General features: G+C 70.0%; 14 protein-coding genes. 3 read left to right on the top strand and 11 right to left on the bottom strand.

What is annotated here, in order from left to right:
* Positions 1 to 371: 371 nt before the first annotated feature.
* The 7 genes from ACFC1J_RS08935 to ACFC1J_RS08905 all read right to left on the bottom strand — a co-directional run bounded on the left by ACFC1J_RS08935 (position 372) and on the right by ACFC1J_RS08905 (position 8153).
* Positions 372 to 1103 carry a copper homeostasis protein CutC gene (locus ACFC1J_RS08935; protein WP_375904470.1) on the bottom strand — a complete coding sequence of 244 codons (732 nt, stop codon included), beginning with the start codon at positions 1101 to 1103 and terminating at the stop codon, positions 372 to 374.
* Entirely contained in the window at positions 1100 to 2449 is a 1350-nt protein-coding gene (locus tag ACFC1J_RS08930; protein WP_375904468.1) for an alpha-L-fucosidase, read from the bottom strand. Before ACFC1J_RS08930 ends, ACFC1J_RS08935 begins: the two co-directional genes overlap by 4 nt.
* On the bottom strand, positions 2446 to 3996 hold the full coding sequence (locus ACFC1J_RS08925) for a M81 family metallopeptidase (protein WP_375904497.1): 1551 nt from the start codon (positions 3994 to 3996) through the stop codon (positions 2446 to 2448). The genes ACFC1J_RS08930 and ACFC1J_RS08925 overlap by 4 nt, the downstream gene beginning before the upstream one ends.
* Positions 3997 to 4080: 84 nt before the next feature.
* Positions 4081 to 5055 (bottom strand): ROK family protein, encoded by a 975-nt coding sequence (locus ACFC1J_RS08920; RefSeq protein WP_375904466.1) that lies wholly within the window; start codon positions 5053 to 5055, stop codon positions 4081 to 4083.
* A complete protein-coding gene (locus ACFC1J_RS08915) occupies positions 5052 to 5963 on the bottom strand; it encodes a carbohydrate ABC transporter permease (RefSeq protein WP_375904464.1) in 912 nt (303 codons plus the stop codon). The genes ACFC1J_RS08920 and ACFC1J_RS08915 overlap by 4 nt, the downstream gene beginning before the upstream one ends.
* Positions 5953 to 6858, bottom strand: a complete 906-nt coding sequence (locus ACFC1J_RS08910) for a carbohydrate ABC transporter permease (RefSeq protein WP_375904462.1) — start codon at positions 6856 to 6858, stop codon at positions 5953 to 5955. The genes ACFC1J_RS08915 and ACFC1J_RS08910 overlap by 11 nt, the downstream gene beginning before the upstream one ends.
* Before the next feature lie 35 nt (positions 6859 to 6893).
* Positions 6894 to 8153 carry an ABC transporter substrate-binding protein gene (locus tag ACFC1J_RS08905; protein WP_375904460.1) on the bottom strand — a complete coding sequence of 420 codons (1260 nt, stop codon included), beginning with the start codon at positions 8151 to 8153 and terminating at the stop codon, positions 6894 to 6896.
* 211 nt (positions 8154 to 8364) lie between these two features.
* On the opposite strand from ACFC1J_RS08905, the gene ACFC1J_RS08900 reads away from it, so the two are divergent.
* Positions 8365 to 9528 carry an ROK family protein gene (locus ACFC1J_RS08900; protein ID WP_375904458.1) on the top strand — a complete coding sequence of 388 codons (1164 nt, stop codon included), beginning with the start codon at positions 8365 to 8367 and terminating at the stop codon, positions 9526 to 9528.
* A gap of 43 nt (positions 9529 to 9571) precedes the next feature.
* Here ACFC1J_RS08900 and ACFC1J_RS08895 read toward each other — a convergent pair whose 3' ends face one another.
* Genes ACFC1J_RS08895 through ACFC1J_RS08880 form a run of 4 tightly spaced genes read right to left on the bottom strand, consistent with a single transcriptional unit; the run spans position 9572 to position 13611 of the window.
* Positions 9572 to 10840, bottom strand: coding sequence for an alpha-L-fucosidase (locus ACFC1J_RS08895; RefSeq protein ID WP_375904456.1), 1269 nt, complete (start codon positions 10838 to 10840; stop codon positions 9572 to 9574).
* Between the two features lie 31 nt (positions 10841 to 10871).
* Positions 10872 to 11291: an RbsD/FucU family protein gene (locus tag ACFC1J_RS08890; protein WP_375904454.1), complete on the bottom strand. Its 420-nt coding sequence runs from the start codon at positions 11289 to 11291 to the stop codon at positions 10872 to 10874.
* Positions 11292 to 11330: 39 nt separating this feature from the next.
* Positions 11331 to 12311 (bottom strand): aldo/keto reductase, encoded by a 981-nt coding sequence (locus ACFC1J_RS08885; protein WP_375904452.1) that lies wholly within the window; start codon positions 12309 to 12311, stop codon positions 11331 to 11333.
* Complete coding sequence (locus tag ACFC1J_RS08880) at positions 12304 to 13611, bottom strand: L-fuconate dehydratase (protein WP_375904450.1); 1308 nt, start codon at positions 13609 to 13611, stop codon at positions 12304 to 12306. Before ACFC1J_RS08880 ends, ACFC1J_RS08885 begins: the two co-directional genes overlap by 8 nt.
* A 168-nt stretch (positions 13612 to 13779) precedes the next feature.
* On the opposite strand from ACFC1J_RS08880, the gene ACFC1J_RS08875 reads away from it, so the two are divergent.
* Positions 13780 to 14640: a fumarylacetoacetate hydrolase family protein gene (locus ACFC1J_RS08875; RefSeq protein WP_375904448.1), complete on the top strand. Its 861-nt coding sequence runs from the start codon at positions 13780 to 13782 to the stop codon at positions 14638 to 14640.
* Positions 14637 to 15389: an SDR family NAD(P)-dependent oxidoreductase gene (locus ACFC1J_RS08870; RefSeq protein WP_375904446.1), complete on the top strand. Its 753-nt coding sequence runs from the start codon at positions 14637 to 14639 to the stop codon at positions 15387 to 15389. Before ACFC1J_RS08875 ends, ACFC1J_RS08870 begins: the two co-directional genes overlap by 4 nt.
* Positions 15390 to 15470 lie beyond the last annotated feature (81 nt).

The following is a 15470-nucleotide window of genomic DNA, read 5'->3' as shown; positions in this document are numbered from 1 at the left end:
CGTAGTACTCCTCGACGTCCTGCGCCGAGAGGGTCACGGGCAGCAGCCGGATGCCGTCCTCGGTGAACGGTGTGAGCTCGAGGTCCGGCTGCCCCCCCCCCCCCCCCCCCGCCCCCCCCCCCGCCCCCCCCCCGGGGTGGCGGGCGGCCCCGCCCCCCCCCCGGGGGGGCCCCGCTCGTCCGTTCTCTGGAGAGACTCACTCGTTCTCCGAAGATGGAAATCACTCCCCGCGCGCCGCTCTCCGATGCGTTTCCCCTCTCGAGGGTCGTATGCGGCCGACGTCGAGATGGCTTTCGCCGCTTGCCGGCCGCTGGCGGCAGCGCTTTCCATCTCACGGTGCCTCGGCACGGAGTCCGGGCCTCCGCCCCGGGTCAGCTCCGCCCGTGCACCGCCGCGTCCGCGCGGCGCACGATGTCGGCGTCAGTCACGTCGAAACCGGTGCTCCCGCCGCCCGGCCCGCTGGGGGCGGCATCCCCCGAGGGCCGTCGCGCGGAGAGGTGGATCGCCTCAACGCCGCAGGCGGTCAGCGCGGGGATGTCTTCGACCCGCACCCCGCCGCCGGCCATGATCTGCAGCCGCCCCGCCGCTGCCGCGACGAGAGCGCGCAGGGCGTCGATGCCGTCGATGCTGCGGGCGGCGCCTCCGCTCGTCAGCACGCGACGCACGCCGCTCTCGACAAGGGCATCGACGAGCGCCGCGGGCTCGGGCACCGTGTCGATCGCCCGGTGGAAGACGAGGTCCGCGTCGCCCGCGGCCTCCCTCCAGCGCTCGAGAGCACGGAGATCCACCGCGCCGTCCGCGGTCAGCGCGCCGACCACGACCGCTCCCGCGCCGCGCCGGACGACGTCGGAGACGTCGGCGGCGACGAGGGCGATCTCCTCGGCGCTGTAGACGAACCCGCCGACGCGCGGCCGGACGAGCACGGCGACGCGCTCCGGGTCACCGGCCACGGCGAGCACGGCGTCGACCGTCGCCCCCGAGGGCGTGAGGCCCCCGGTGGCTGCCAGCGCCTGGCAGAGCTCGATGCGATCCGCCCCGCCCTCGAACGCGGCCCTCGCACCGGCCGGCCCGTCGACGGCGATCTCGAGCGCGATGCGCGTCACGGCGCGACCGTGAGGGTGACGACGGGCTCGGCGCGCAAGCCGGCGGGGATGCGCACCATCCGCGTGCCGTCGCCGGATGCCTCCGACTCCGCCGCGGAGCCGTCCGCCCAGCGCGCCGCGCCGCCGGCCAGTTCGGCCGGAAGGCGGATCTCCCCCGTGCCCGGATCGAGGGCGTGCACGTGCACCCCGGCGGCCGACTGCGTGTAGCGGCGCGGCGCGCCGGTCTCCTCGCCGAAGCGCACCCACGGACGCGTCCCGTGGATCGCGTCGCCGTTCACACGCATCCAGGCGCCGAGATCGCGCATCGTCCGGCGCTGCAGCTCGGGGATCCGTCCGGCCGCGTCCGGACCCACATTGATGAGCAGGTTCCCGTTCTTGGAGACCACGTCGACGAGCATCCGGATCAGATCCGGCCCGGACAGCGTCTGGCGCTCGTCCTCCGCCTGGCTGTAGCCGAACGAGTAGCCGAGGCCGCGCGTGGACTCCCATGGTGCGTCCAGGATCCCGGGGATGTGGGTGTACTCCCTCGTGAGGAAGCCGTGGTACGGCACACCCCAGCGGTCGTTCACGACGCCGTCCGGCACCTTCTCGAAGTAGCGGCGCAGCAGCGCGGCGACCGCGAAGTCGTCATTCCCCTTGCCGCCGTCCGGCCACTCGATGTCGTTCCAGAGCACGTCGGGCGAGAACCGCTCGACGAGCTCATCGAGCTGCGCCGCCGCATAGCGCGAGAAATGCTCGTCGTTGCGGCGGTAGCGGAACAGGTCGGTGTCCGACTCGATCGCCGGGAAGTCGCTCGCGTGCCAGTCCAGCGCACCGGAGAAGTACACCCCGAAGCGCGCGCCGGCCCGCCGGGTGGCGTCGTGGAGCTCCGCGATGAGGTCGCGCCGGGGCCCACGGACGACCGCGTTGAAGCCGGTCGTGCCGGTGTCCCACAGGCAGAAGCCCTCGTGGTGCTTGGTCGTCGGGATGACGTAGCGGGCCCCGGCATCCACGAGCTCGCCGACGAAGGCGTCGGCGTCGAAGGAGGACGCGTCCCAGAGATCGGCGAGGTCCTCGTACGAGGTGCCGGGTCCGTAGAGCTCCTGGTGCCGCCGCCACGTCGGGCTGCCGGCGATCCGCACGGTGTTGCCGTACCACTCCGCGTACTGGTGCCACGCGTAGGCGTCCTCGGTCGGGATGTTCACGCCCTCGCCGTGCTGCACGGCCCAGGCGGGCACCGAGTACAGGCCCCAGTGCACGAAGAATCCGAGCTTGGCGTCGCGGTACCAGTCCGGCACACCGGCGGCGGGGTATGCGGGCGCGCCGGATCCGAAGTCGGGTCCGGTGCGCTTCTCGAAGTTCATCATGCGGGCAGCTCCTCTCCGCGACGGCTCACATGCGCGGCGAGCGCGGGGACGCCGTCGGTGTCGAACGGGAAGACTCCGGGCGCGAGCCGGTGGTGGCCCAGACGCAGCAGATCCTGATCCACGCCACCCGGGGTGAGGGCGAGCGTCCAGTCCGCGGCGAGGTCGTAGAGCTCGGGCTCGAGGTAGCCGATCTTGACGATCACGATGTCGGCGCTCTCGGGATCGAGCCCCAGCATCCGGAAGTCGTCCAGGTGGTGGAAGGGCTTGCGGCGCTCGGTGACGATCGCGTGGACGCTGCCGGCGCGGATAACGACCTGGGTGCCGGCGTCGGGGTCGCCCTCGGTGATCGAGAAGACCTCGCCCGAGAGCGCGACCGGGCCGCGCGGGCCGGGATCCACCCGTCCGCCGACCTCGAGCGTCACGGTCGCGCCGACGCCGGCGGCCACCGCCTGCGCCACCGCAGCCGCGTCGAACACGGAGGCGTGCACGACGACCCGTCCCGGCTCCGTGAGCTCAGGACGCGCGAGCAGTTCGCCGAGCGTCCAGGAGACGTCGCCCGCCCCGCCCGCGGTGGGGTTGTCGCCGGAGTCGGAGATGACGTACGGACGCGCGGCATCCGGAGCGAGCGCCCGGTCGAGCGCCTCGCCGAGGGTCGAGGTCGGACCCACGAACACGAAGTCGGCGCGCGCGTCCCAGTACCGCCGGGCCAGGCGCTCGGCCTCCCGCGCGATGACCGCGCGGTCGTCGCCGGTCACCATCACGATCGCCATGTTGCGCGGCTCGTCGGCCCAGGCGTAGCCGACCCAGATCGCCGCGTCCACGACGCCGTCGAGCTCCTCGACGTCCGGCACCTGTGCGTAGATGCCCCGCGCCGGCTCCAGCCGGGTGCTCGTCTTCTCCCCCGGCAGCAGCACGGGCACGGGAACCCATGCCTTGTAGGGGCGACGGCGCAGCGGATCGGATCCGTGCGGACCGCGCAGGCGCGCGAGCAGGTTCCACACCGCACGCTCCTTCGTGTTCATCCAATCCTCGTGCGGCGCCATCCGGTAGCAGGTGAGCAGGTCCAGCGCGTCGCGCAGCACTTCGGACACGTTGCCGTGCAGGTCCATCGAAGTCGACACCAGCACGTCCTCGCCGAGTTCGGCGCGCACGGACGCCGCGAGGTCGCCCTCCGCGTCCTGCATGCCGACCACGCTCATGGCGCCGTGGATGTCGAAGAAGAATCCGTCGAACGGACCTCCGGCGGCGATCTCGGCGCGGATGCCGCGCACGATCGCCTCCTTCATCCGCAGGTAGGTGCCGGGCGCCACGGCTCCGCCCGGCAGTGAGCGCCCGTGGTGGATCGGGACCCACTCGGCCGCCTCACGCAGCTCACGCCCCTCGTCGAGGAACGGGTAGTAGCCGAGGAGGTCGGCGCCCTCCCGGATCGTGAAGGCCTCGTCGCCGGAGATGTGCGGCGAGAACGTGCTGGACTCGATCGAGATCCCGGCGATGCCGATCCGAGGGCGGGCGAGACCCCGATCCTCGACGGCCGGGAGCGGCCCCATCCAGACCGTGTCGGCCTCGGGGCGGATGTTCGGGGTGGGCGCTGTCATGACGGTTTTCGTTCCTTCTCAGGCAGTGCGGGCGGTTCAGACGGTGGCGGGGACGGGATCGGCGAGCCGCGCGGACGCGAGCGCCGCTGCTCCTCGGGCGACGGCGTCGGCCGAGATCTCGGCCGGCACGATGCGCAGCGCGAACCCCGAGACCGGGGCGTCGGTGCGCAGCGTATCGAGGATGCCTGGCTCGAGCAGGTCCCACGCCTCGCGCACCCCTCCGCCGATCACGACCATGCCGAGATCGAGCAGGGACGATGCGACAGAGGCGGCGAGAGCCGTCGCCCGCGCGGCGTCCGTGAAGACGGCCAGCGCCGCGGTCTCCCCCGCCCTGGCGCGATCCGCGATCTCCGGGGCGGAGGCGTCGGACCCGGTGGCGGCGCGGTAGCGGCGCGTGATCGAGGTGCCGGAGGCGAGCGTCTCCAGGTGTCCGGTCTGCCCGCAGGTGCACACCAGATCGCTGAAGCCGGGCGTGTGCCCGATCTCCCCCGCCGCGCCGTGCACGCCGTGGTGCACCGCGCCGTCGAGGGCGATCGCGCCGCCGACCCCGGTGCCGAGCATGATGCCGAGCACGTCGCTCTCCCCGCGGGCCGCGCCCCAGCGCAGCTCGCCGAGCAGGAAGGCGTTCACGTCGTTCTCGACCCAGACGGGCGCGCCGAGGCGGGCCTCGAGCTCATCCGCGAGCGGGAATCCGCTCCAGTCGGTGAACGTGGCGGAGGCCGCGACGACGACGCCGCGCTCCTGATCTATCACGCCGGCGGCGCCGACGCCCACACCGGCCAGGGACGAGTCCAGCGCGCCGCACAGCCGGAGGACGAGGTCGGCGGCGGCGTCCGCCATCGCGGGGCCGCCCTCCGCGGCGGGCGCCGGCACGACGCCCTTCGCCAGAACCGCGCCGGTCTCGTCGGTCAGCACGGCGGAGATCTTCGTCCCGCCGATGTCGATGCCCGCGATCACGGGCGCACTCGTCTGCCGGTGCTGCACGGCACCGGATCCTGCGTCGTGTGTCATCGTCCGCCGAGCCCCGCCATCGCGATGCCCTTGACCAGGTGCTTCTGCAGCACGATCACGAGGACCGTGGTCGGCACCATCGAGATGATCGCCGCCGCCATCTGGAGATCCCAGCGCGTGCCGGTGAGCCCGGCAAAGCTCGCGAGACCGACGGGAAGCGTCCCGTGCGCGGTGTAGTCGACCGTGACGATCAGCGGCCAGAGATAGCTGTTCCAGAAGGACAGGAACGTGAACACTGCCAGCACCGCAACCGCGGACTTGGACAGCGGCAGGATGATCTGCAGGAAGGCGCGGATCGGACCAGCGCCGTCAACGCGCGCCGCCTCCTCCAGCTCGTAGGGAATGCCGCGGAAGAACTGCCGCATGAGGAATGTGCCGAATGCACCGAACGCGAACGGGAGGATCAGCGCCTGGTACGTGTCGACCCAGCTGAACCACTGCATCACCTGGAACATCGGGATGACCAGTACCTCGGCCGGCACCATGAGGGTCGCCAGGAACAGCACGAACACCGCATCGCGGCCCTTCCAGCGCAGCCGGCCGAAGGCGTATCCGGCCGTCGTCGAGACGATGAGAACGACGAGGGTCCCGGCGATCGCGACCAGGAACGAGTTGCCGATGTAGGTCAGGAACGGACCATAGGCGAACACGTCGGCGAAGTTGGACCAGCGCACCTCGGACCCGATGAGGGTCGGAGGCATCGAGAACATCTCGTTGTTCGGCTTGAGCGCCGAGAAGAAGGCATACACCAGCGGGGCCACGAAGATCAGCGCAGCGAGGTAGATGCAGACGTGTGCGACGATCAGCCGCACCCGAGCCGCGGGCGTGCTGGCTTCGCCGCGGGGGCGCTGCTCCGCCGAGAGGCGGCGCGGCGACGCTGCGGGCACGGTCAGGGTCTCAGTGCTCATAGTGCACCCACTTCTTCTGTGCGGCGAACTGGATTCCCGTGATCGCGATGATGATCGCGAACAGCACCCAGGCCGCGGCCGCTGCCAGCCCCAGGTCGCCGAAAGTGAATCCCTGCTCCCAGATGTACATGACCAGTGGCTTGGTAGCGTTGCCCGGCCCGCCGCCCGTCAGCATCTGCGGCTGCACGAACACCTGCAGCGAGGTGATCATGGTCATGATCGTCGCGAAGAAGATCGAGGGCGAGATCATCGGGAGGATGATGCTCCACACGCGCCGAAACCCTCGCGCGCCATCGATGCTCGCCGCTTCCAGCACGCTCTCGGGCAGCTGCTCGAGAGCCGCCGAGAAGATGAGCATGTTGTAGCCCAGCCCCTGCCAGACGCTCATCACGACAACCATGATCATGGCCCAGAACGGATCGGCGAGGAAGTTCGGCAGCGGCAGGCCGAACCAGCTTTGCGAGACGCCGTTGAACAGGCCCTGGGGCTGCAGCATCATCTTCCACACCAGCACGTTGCCCACCATCGGCGTCACGACCGGGATGAAGAAGAGCACGCGCAGGGCGCCGCGCCCGCGGATCCGCGGCCCCAGCCCCAAGGCGAGCACGAGCGACAGAGCGACGCTCAGCGGCACGTACAGCACTGTGTACACCGCCGAGTTACGCAGGGCCGGCCAGAAATCGGGGCTGCTCGTGAACAGCTTGACGTAGTTGTCCACGCCGTTGAAGGTCCGCTCGCCGAAGGTCGGCCAGTCGAAGACGCTCATCACGATCGAGAGCCCCACGGGCACGATCGTGAACAGGGCGAGACCCACCAGGGCCGGGCTTGCGAATCCCAGCGCCTGGCGGGCTTCGACCTTGGTGAGCGATCCCCGACGTCTCGTCGCGATCGTCATCTCGTCGAATTCCTCAGTGTTGTAGTGAAGGGTGCTTACTTGCCGAACTGCGACTGCGCGTTCGTCAGCAGATCCTTCATGCTCATCTGGCCGTTGTAGACGCTCACCAGGTTGGGCTGGATGTAGCTGTCGAGCTTCTGCCAGTTCTTGGTCATGTACAGCGGCACGGTGTCGCCGAACGCAGCCTCGAAGACGGTCTTGACCTGGGCCCGGTACTTCTCGTCGATTGACTGGAAGTACAGCGGCTGCGAGCTCAGGCGCGCAGGGTACGAGCGGCCGGAGGAGGCGATGTAGTCCTGTGCGTCAGTGCCGAGGAGGGCGCCGAGGACCTTCAGGGCGGCGTCGGGGTTCTTGCACGTCTTGGAGATGCCGTATCCCGAGCCGAGGATCGGGCCAGGGTTGCCGTCGATGCCCGCCGGGAGCGGGACCATGCCGGCAGCGAAGCCCGACTCGTTCTTCAGATAGCTCACGGCGTTCCAGGTGCCGTCGACGGCCATTGCGGCATTGCCGCCGGTGTACTGATTCTCGCCCCAGCCCGTGTCGGAGGCGGAGGCGACGGGCGCGGCCACCTTCTTCTCGGTGACGAGACCCGCGTACCAGCTGGCCGCATCGACGAAGTCCTTGTCGTCGATGTGCAGGGTGCCGTCCTTGGACGCGGGCTGCTTCGCCGAGTAGGCGATCGGCATCGACATCCACTGGTAGCCGCCCATGCCCACGCCGAAGCCGTACTTGCCGTTCTTCGTGGCCGCCGCCGCGATCGCGTCGAAGTCATCGAAGGTCCAGCCCACCTGAGGAGTGGAGGCGCCGCTCGCCGTGAGCAGGTCCTGGTTGTAGTAGACCAGCATGGTCGCCACATCGAACGGGACGCCGTAGGTCTTGCCCTCGAAGCTCAGGATCCCGTCCGCGCCAGGATTGAAGTCCTTCCAGTCGAGACCCGACTTCTTGAGGTCGTCGGCGGTGAGCTCGCGGAAGCCCTGCGTGTAGCCGCCCAGCTGCGCGCCGCTCATGCCGGTGATGCAGGCCATGTTCCCGCTGGCCATGTTGGTCGTCAGCTTCGTGAAGAAGTCGCTCCACGGTGCGGTCTGCAGCTTGATCTTGAGGTCGGGGTTCTGCTTCTGTGCGAACGCGATCTGCGCCTTGAGCGCATCGGTATCGGACTGGCTGCCCGACCACATGTCCACCACGACGGTCTTGTCGTCGGCGCCGGCACTGCTGCTCGAGCCTCCGCAGCCGGTCAGCACGAGCGCGGCGCCCACCGTGAACGCCGCCACAGGGACGAGGTGAGTCTTCTTCATTGAAATGCCTCCTCAGGCACGAACAGATCCTTGCTTCGTTTGAGTTCGAACGAAGTAATTCGGGGTTATGCCCTCATCCTGTCAGAGGCAGGCATGAAACTCCAGCCGAACATCGGATGTTTGACGCAGATCGTGAGAATTCCGTGATGAATCCGACCACTGCACGACTTCGCCATTAGAGTGATCTTCATTCGACCTCGAAGGAAGTGTCATGGCGCGTTCGGCAGACCGATCCCCCGACCACCGCGAACCCTCGGCATCCAGCGACCACACCCGGCAGATCGTCGAGCTGGTGACGCGCGGCGAGGCGCTGTCCCGCTCGGATCTCGCCCGCCTGCTCGGCATCGCGCCCTCCACCGTCTCCTTACGCGTGCAGGAGCTCGTCGACGCCGGAATCCTGCGGGAGAACGGTCAGGCGCAGTCCTCCGGCGGACGGCGCGCCCGGCGCCTCTCGCTCGGCGGCACGCCGCACCGCGTTCTCGCCGCGGAACTCGGCGGAGAGCACGCCCGGCTCGGACTGCTGGACCTGGGGGGCCACCTCGACCGCACGGCGACGATCCCGATCACGATCGCAGACGGCCCCGAGGCGACGCTCGCACTCGTCGAAGCGGGGCTGCGCGAGCTCGCCGAGGGCGCAGACATCCGAGCGGTAGGCATCGCGCTCCCCGGCCCCGTCAATTTCGAGACCGGGAGCGTGGATCAGCCCTCCCGCATGCCCGGCTGGCCCGGATTCCGCGTCGGCGAGGCGCTGACCGACCGCTTCGGTGTCCCCGCCGTCGTCGACAACGATGCGAACCTCATGGCCCTCGGCGAGCACCACCGCAGTCTCTCGCGTGATCAGCACAGCATCACGGTCAAGGCGGGCACCGCGATCGGCAGCGGCATCATCGTCGCAGGATCCGTGCATCGCGGAGCCACCGCGGCGGCCGGGGACATCACGCACACGCGCGTCGCGGAGGCCGCGGACTTCCCCTGCTCCTGCGGCAATCACGGCTGCCTGGAGACGATCGCGAGCGGTGCGGGACTCGTCCGTCAGATGCGCGAGCGCGGCGTCCCCGTCGCGGGCGCCGCCGAAGTGCTGGAGCTCGCACGCAACGGCGATCCGATCGCGACCACCCTCGTGCGCACGGCCGGCACGCACCTCGGTCAGGTGCTGTCCGGCGTCGTCAACTTCTTCAACCCGCACGCCGTCTTCCTCACCGGAAGCATGAGCGCGAGTGAACCCTTCCTCGCCGCCGTGCGAAGCCGCGTGTACGAGGCGTGCCATCCGCTCGCCACGCAGACACTGCGGATCGAGTCCGCACAGACCGGCCCTGATGCGGCGCTGTACGGCGCCGCACGCCTGGCGATGGAGCTGGTCGACCCCGTCGCCTGACGCGCGGCGCCGGAAGCGGCGCGCGAGGTGCCGAAGCGGCGGGTCAGGCCCCGGGCGCGAGCGTCAGCTCGATGACCGGGATCAGCACGTCGGGGCGCTGCACGGGCAGGTGCACCGTGAGCGTGCCCTCCGACTCCCCCGCCGGCGTCATCAGGGTCGCCTCCTGCTCCGGATCCGTCATCGAGGTCCTCAGCCAGGATCCGTCGTTCAGCAGCCGCGCGTAGGTGACCCGGTCCGCGAGCCCCTCCAGGTGCACGGAGCCGAGCGGCCAGGAGAACAGGTGCAGGTAGAGGCGGTCGCCGCGCCGGGTGTAGACGCCCTCGCGGGGGGCTTCGTAGGGGGCGTGGCCGGCGCCGACGATCGCGTCGCGGTGCAGCCGCATCCACTCGCCCAGATCCGCGAGCACGGCCTCGTCGCGGGGCGCGATGCTCCCCCGCCCGTCCGGCCCGATGTTGAGCAGCATGTTGCCGTCCATCGACACCGAGTCGGCGAACATCTGCACGAGCAGCACGGCCGACTTCTGGTCGTGATTGTCGCGGTGGTAGCCCCAGGATCCGTTGATCGTCTGGCAGGCCTCCCACACCTGCGGCACGCCGTCCACGACGATCGGCGCGGTCGGCTGGTACTGCTCCGGCGTCACGAAGTCGGCGGGGATCCCGAGGCGGTCGTTCACCAGCATCTGCGGCTGCAGCTCGCGGCAGAGAGCGAGGAGCGCTTCCGCATCCCAGTCTTCGGGACCCTTGCCGGCCCAACCGTCCTTCGCCTCGGGGTAGGTGAAGTCGAAGAACAGGTAGTCGATGTCGCCGTACCGCGTGAGCAGTTCGCGCACCTGTCCGTGCAGATACGCGCGGTAGCGGTCCATGTCCCGCTCGCGGTTGCGCTCGTGCTCGATCGCGTCGTCACGGCGCGGGTGGTTCCAATCCACCGTGAAGTCCGGGTGATGCCAGTCGATCAGTGAGTGGTAGAGACCCACGCGCAGCCCCTCTGCGCGCAGGGCGTCGACGTACTCGCGGACGAGATCCCGTCCGCACGCGGTGACGGAGGTGTAGTCGGTGAGCGCCGAGTCCCATAGGCAGAACCCGTCATGGTGCTTCGTGGTGAGCACGACGTAGCCCATCCCTGTCGCCTTCGCACGACGCGCGAGCGCGGCCGCGTCGAAGAGGTCCGGGTCGAAGTGGTCGAAGTACGCCCTGTACTCCTCGGCCGTCAGGCGCTCGTAGTTCTGCACCCACTCATGCCGCGCGGCCCCGCTGTACAGGCCGAAGTGCACGAACATCCCGAATCGGGCCTCGTCGAACCATTGCTGTCGCATCTCTGCCTCTCTCGTTCCTCGGAGGGCCCGCTCAGGCGGAGGGGTGCCCGACCACGCCCTTGCGCAGCAGCGCGTTGCCGTACTTTCGGGTCTCTCCCGTGCGCACCATCAGATAGGCGCCTTTCGCGACGTCGTAGTACGCGAAGCGCTCCACGAACCGGGTCGTCTCCTCGTCGGCGCCGGCGGCGGCCATGAGCTCGCGCTGCACGTCGAGCACGGTCGCGTCGGCCGACTCCATGAGGTCGATGCCGGGGGCGTCGTCGAGCGGCAGCACCGAGCGGATCGCCGCGACCACGGCAGGCGTCGTCGTGCCGGGCAGATCGACGACGCGTGCGCCGAGCGCCCACGCCGGGAAGTGCGCGTCGGCCACGACGACCGCGTCCGAGTGACCCATCCGATCGAGGTGCAGCAGCAGCTCACCCGTGAGCAGCGGGTCGATTCCTTCGAGCATGTCGTTCCCTTCGTGGTGGGCCGTTGCGCCGGTCGCTGTTCAGGCCGGGATGAGCATCTCGGCCGCCAGCTCGCGCCAGAGATCCGCGGGGATGTCGAGCGCGGCGAGCTGCGCGTTCTGGCGAAGCTGCTCCGGACGGCTCCCGCCGACCACGACCGAGGTCACGACCGGGCACTGCAGCGGGTACTGTATCGCGGCCGCCGACAGCGGCACGTCGTGCGCGCGGCAGACATCGGCGATCCGGGCCAGCCGCTGCCAGAGCTCCTCCGGCAGCGCGCCGTACTCATAGCGTCCGTCGCGGCGCGGCTCGCTCTGGGCGAGCAGGCCCGAGTTGAAGACCGAGGCGGCGACGATGTCCGTGCCACGGTCGGCGCACGCCGGGATCACGTCCGCGGCCGCGGGCTGCTCGAGCAGGGTGTAGCGTCCCGCAACCATGATCGTGTCGAGGTCGGCCGAGCGCACCGCGGCGGTCAGGGCGTCGGCGGTCATGGATCCGATGCCGATCCGGCCCACCTGTCCTTCCGCGCGGAGCGACTCGAGCGCAGGGAACGCCTCGGCGAGTGCGAGATCCAGGTCGTGCCGCTCCGGGTCGTGCAGGTAGAGGATGTCGATGCGCTCGATACCCAGGCGTTCGCGCGACCCATCGAGGCTGGCACGGATCCCCGCCTCCGAGAAGTCCCACACGCGCTGCAGATCGTCCGGGACGAAGAAGTCGTTCGCGGTGTCGAGTCCGCCTGCGACGTGGCCCGGGTTCGGGCGCAGGAGCCTCCCCGCTTTGGTCGAGAGCACGTACTCATCCCGCGGCTTGGTCTGAAGGAACGCCCCGAGCCGGCGCTCCGAGAGTCCGAGCCCGTAGTGCGGAGCCGTGTCGTAGAGGCGGATCCCGCTCTCCCACGCGGCGTCCAGCACCGCCCAGGCCTCGTCATCGCTGAGCGCGCGGAACAGGTTGCCGACGTTCGCGGCGCCATAGCCCAGGGGCGGGATCGCGGGCCGGGCGGCGATGTCGACGGACTCAGACATGCGCGCCCGCCTCACGGTGCGCGCCGGTCCAGAGGAACTCGGCACGGCTGGCCGCCTTCATCTCCATGCCGTTGCCGGGTGCGGTCGGCGCGGTGTAGGAACCGCCGCGGATGTCGGTCGGCACCACGAAGTGCTCGTGCAGGTGATCCACGTACTCGATCATGCGCCCCTCGCGGCTGCCGGAGACGGCGACGAAGTCAAACATGGACAGGTGCTGCACGGCCTCGCAGAGGCCCACGCCGCCGGCGTGCGGGCACACCGGTACGCCGAACTTCGCGGCGAGCAGCAGGTTCGCGATGTTCTCGTTCACGCCGGCCACGCGCACCGCGTCGATCTGCATGACCTGGATCGCCTCGGCCTGGAGCAGCTGCTTGAAGATCATCCGGTTCTGCGCGTGCTCGCCGGTCGCGACGCGGATCGGCGCGACGCCACGGGCGATCTCGGCATGCCCGAGCACGTCGTCGGGGCTCGTCGGCTCCTCGATCCAGGCGGGGTGGAACTCGGCGAGCGCGTTCACCCAGGCGATCGCCTCGGACACCTCCCAGCGCTGGTTCGCGTCGATCGCGATCGGGAAGTCGGGACCGCACACCTCGCGGGCCTTGCGGAACCGCCGGATGTCGTCGTCGAGATCGGCGCCGACCTTGAGCTTGATCTGCGTGAAGCCGTCGGCCATCGCCTCCCGGGCGAGACGCTCGAGCTTCTCGTCCGAGTAGCCCAGCCACCCGGGGCTCGTGGTGTACCCCGGATATCCCGTGGCGAGCAGCTGCTGCTCCCGCTCGGCGCGGTCGGCCTCGGCGTCGCGCAGGATCGCCAGGGCGTCCTCGCGGGTGAGGGCGTTGGTGAGGTAGCGGAAGTCGACGAGGTCGACGATCTCCTCCGGCGTCATCCTGGCGAGCAGCTGCCAGAGCGGAAGCCCGGCGCGCTTGGCCTTGATGTCCCACAGGGCGTTGATCACGGCGCCGATCGCCATGTGCATGACGCCCTTCTCCGGGCCGAGCCAGCGCAGCTGCGAGTCGCCGATGATCTCCCGGAACGTGCCGCCCATGTCGTCGAGCAGCGGCTCCAGCTCACGGCCGACGAGATGCCCGGCGAGCGCGTCGATGCCCGCGACCTGCACGTCGTTGCCGCGGCCGATCGTGAACACGAACGCGTGTCCGTCGATGCCGTCCGCCGCGTCGGTGCGCACGATGACGTATGCCGCGGAGTAGTCGGGGTCGGGGTTCATCGCGTCGGAGCCGTCGAGGCTCAGCGAGGTGGGGAATCGGATGTCGCTGGTCTCCAGCGCGACGATGCGGCTCACGGTTCTCCTGTTCTGGGCGGGCCATCGGGAGGCGCAGCGCAGACGGCGGTGACGCTCCTCGACAGTTGGAGTGTAAACATCGGATGTCTATACTGTCAACGCGGGATGCATCCGCGCACGTCGTTCCGGCAGCGGATCCGCTCATCCCCGTGAGAAGGCAGGAGAATCATGAAGTTCGCGCGTCTGGGAAACCCTGGATCCGAGATCCCGGTCGTCATCGCCGAGGACCGTACCTACGATCTTCGGTCCGTGACCTCCGATGTGAACGGCGATTTCCTCGCCGCAGACCCCGTGGGGCGCACGCGAGCCGCCCTCGATGCCGGCACCCTGCCGGAGCTCGCCGACGCAGAGGCGCGGCGCATCGGATCGCCGATCGCGCGCCCCAGTGCGGTGATCTGCGTTGGTCAGAACTACGCCGCGCACGCCCGCGAGTCGGGCGCGGAGCCGCCCACGGTGCCGATCCTGTTCCTGAAGACCCCGAACACGGTCGTCGGGCCCGACGATGCGGTGACCATCCCGCGCGGCAGCGAGAAGACCGACTGGGAGGTGGAACTCGGCATCGTGATCGGATCCCGCGCCGCCTACCTCGACTCCCCCGCCGACTCCGCCGCGCACATCGCGGGCTACGTCGTCTGCAACGACGTGTCGGAGCGCGCCTTCCAGATGGAGCTCTCCGGCGGGCAATGGTCGAAGGGCAAGGCGGCCTTCGGGTTCAACCCGACCGGCCCGTGGCTGGTCACACCCGACGAGGTCGACGTGCAGAACCTGCGCCTGCGCAGCTTCGTGAACGGCGAGCCGCGCCAGGACTCGAACACGAACGACATGATCTTCTCAGTCGCCGAGATCGTGCACCACATCTCGCAGTACATCACCCTCGAGCCCGGAGACCTGGTCCTCACGGGCACCCCGCAGGGCGTCGCGTTCGGCGGGAAGTTCCCGTACCTGCGCGCCGGTGACGTCGTGGAGATCGACATCGAGGGGCTGGGCGGCCAGCGTCAGGAGTTCACGGCATGGAAGGCACAGGCATGACCGGTCAGGTCGACGGACTCGTCGCGATCGTCACGGGCGGCGCATCAGGCATCGGCGCGGCGATCGCGGCGCAGCTGCACGAGCAGGGCGCGCAGGTCGCCGTGCTCGACCGCGACGTGGCCGGTGCGGATCCGCGCTTCGCCGCGTTCACCGCCGATGTGTCCGACCGCGCGAGCGTGGACGCCGCGGTCGCCGCGATCGGCGAGCGCTTCGGCCGCATCGACATCGTCGTGAACAACGCCGGGATCGGCGCGCAGGGCGACATCGCGGCGAACGGCGACGACGAGTGGGCCCGTGTGCTCTCGATCAACGTGACCGGCATCGCCCGCGTCTCCGCCGCGGCCCTGCCATGGCTGCGGAAGTCGCCCGCCGCGGCGATCTGCAACACCGCCTCGATCGCTTCGACCACGGGCCTGCCGCAGCGCGCGCTCTATTCCGCGTCGAAGGGCGCGGTCTCGGCGCTCACCAGGGCGATGGCCGCGGATCACCTCCGCGAGGGCATCCGCGTGAACGCCGTCAACCCCGGAACGGCGGACACCCCGTGGGTCGGCCGGCTGCTCGACTCCGCCGCAGACCCCGCCGCGGAGCGCGCCGCGCTCAACGCACGCCAGCCGCACGGTCGCCTGGTGTCGCCGGACGAGGTCGCCGGTGCGGTGCTGTACCTCGTCAGCCCCGCATCGGGATCCACCACCGGCACCTTCATCGAGGTCGACGGCGGCATGGCCCAGCTGCGCCTCCGGGCTGAGTAGTCCCGTCCGTCCCGCTCCGGACCGTGTCCCACTTCTGGCTGGACCGTGTCCCGCTTCTGGTCGCGGATCACCCCGATCTAC

It is taken from the genome of Microbacterium sp. NPDC056052 (genome assembly GCF_042266785.1).
In the GTDB taxonomy this organism is placed as follows: Bacteria; Actinomycetota; Actinomycetes; order Actinomycetales; family Microbacteriaceae; genus Microbacterium.
Note: the sequence above shows the minus strand (reverse complement) of the source record. Positions and strands in the feature narration are given on the sequence as shown.